Raw genomic sequence first — 1,384 nt, forward strand, 5'->3', positions numbered from 1 at the left:
GACTCGGCGTACCTGGTACGCCGAGTCAGGTCCGCAGGCACCACTTACGAAACCTGCCTTGGTCGACCCCCGGCTGGACCCGCTACCGCCCGGCGGTTTGGTCGAACCACTTGCACTCACCAACCTTCCGGTTGGTAAAGTAGCGGGCATGAACTCGAAGACACAGATCCTCGACGGCGCCCTGGCCATGCTCCAGGACGGCGCCACCGTCTCCCTGGAGTCGGCCGCACGGAAGGCAGGGCTGACCAAACCGGGCGTGATGTACCACTTCCCCACAAAGGAAGCCCTGATGGTCGCCCTGCTCGACCGGGTGGTCGACGACTGGGAACGCGACCTGGCCGCCCGCCTGCCCGGGCCGGTGGATACGGTCGCGCCCGGCGCCCGCGTCCGCGCCTACCTCGACTGGGCGCTGGAGTGCGAGGTCGACCAGGGCGACCTCGTCATGTTCGCCGACCCGCGGCTGCGCGAACAGCTCACCACCCGCTGGGTCGAGCGGATGCGTCCCTGGCTCGAGGTGCCGGACGACCTGCCGCCGGACGTGCGGGCGCGCCTCGTCGCCGTCCGCCTCATCGCCGAGGGGACGTGGTTCGCCGAGGCGCTCTGCGCGTTCCCACCCGAAGCCGAGTCGCGTGACCGCCTGCGCGACCTCGCCCTGGACCTCCTGGAAGGCATCGCATGAACCTGAAACCCTGGCTGCTGCTCGCCGGCGCGATCGGCAGCGAAGTCACCGGCTCGCTCTCGCTCAAGGCCGCGACCGACCAGCCCGCCTGGTACGCCCTGGTCGTCGTCGGCTTCCTGACCGCCTTCACCCTCCTGGCCCTGGTGCTGCGAGAGGGCATGGCGCTGGGCGTCGTGTACGGCATCTGGGGCGCCCTCGGGGTGGCGCTCACGGCAGTTCTCGGGGCCGTCCTCTTCGGCGAACCACTGACGGCCCTCATGGGCGCCGGCATCATGCTGATCATGGGCGGCGTCGTCACGATCGAGCTCGGGTCCCAGCGGGCCGTCGCCCGTGAACAGCAGGAGGTGAGGGCGTGATGGCCTGGGTGTTCCTGATGGTTGCCATCGTCGCGGAGGTGTCGGCCTCGCTGTCGTTGAAGGTAGCGACAGAAGGCCGCAAACGCTGGTATGCCGTCGTCGTGGTCGGATACCTGACGGCGTTCACTGCCCTCAGCCTGGTCCTCGACCTCGGGATGGGCATCGGCGTGGCCTACGGGATCTGGACCGCCTCCGGCGTCGCGCTCACCGCGGTCGCGAGCAAGTACCTGTTCGGGGAGCCCTTCACGAAGGTCATGGCCGCGGGGATCGCCATGATCGCGGCCGGGGTCCTCCTGGTCGAGCTCGGCGCCGGCCACTGAGCGGACTCGAGCGGGGCGGGCGGGTGCCC

General features: G+C 69.9%; 3 protein-coding genes. All 3 read left to right on the forward strand.

Annotated features, from left to right (window positions below; genetic code table 11):
• Positions 1 to 148: 148 nt before the first annotated feature.
• The 3 genes from ACFWE2_RS25355 to ACFWE2_RS25365 are packed head-to-tail and all read left to right on the forward strand — an operon-like array spanning position 149 to position 1,355.
• Positions 149 to 679 (forward strand): TetR/AcrR family transcriptional regulator, encoded by a 531-nt coding sequence (locus ACFWE2_RS25355; protein ID WP_377226973.1) that lies wholly within the window; start codon positions 149 to 151, stop codon positions 677 to 679.
• Between the two features lie 2 nt (positions 680 to 681).
• Positions 682 to 1,035, forward strand: a complete 354-nt coding sequence (locus ACFWE2_RS25360) for a DMT family transporter (protein ID WP_377226975.1) — start codon at positions 682 to 684, stop codon at positions 1,033 to 1,035.
• Positions 1,035 to 1,355: a DMT family transporter gene (locus tag ACFWE2_RS25365; RefSeq protein WP_377226974.1), complete on the forward strand. Its 321-nt coding sequence runs from the start codon at positions 1,035 to 1,037 to the stop codon at positions 1,353 to 1,355. The genes ACFWE2_RS25360 and ACFWE2_RS25365 overlap by 1 nt, the downstream gene beginning before the upstream one ends.
• Positions 1,356 to 1,384 lie beyond the last annotated feature (29 nt).

The sequence above is a fragment of the Promicromonospora sp. NPDC060271 genome (assembly GCF_042726755.1).
GTDB lineage: Bacteria > Actinomycetota > Actinomycetes > Actinomycetales > Cellulomonadaceae > Promicromonospora.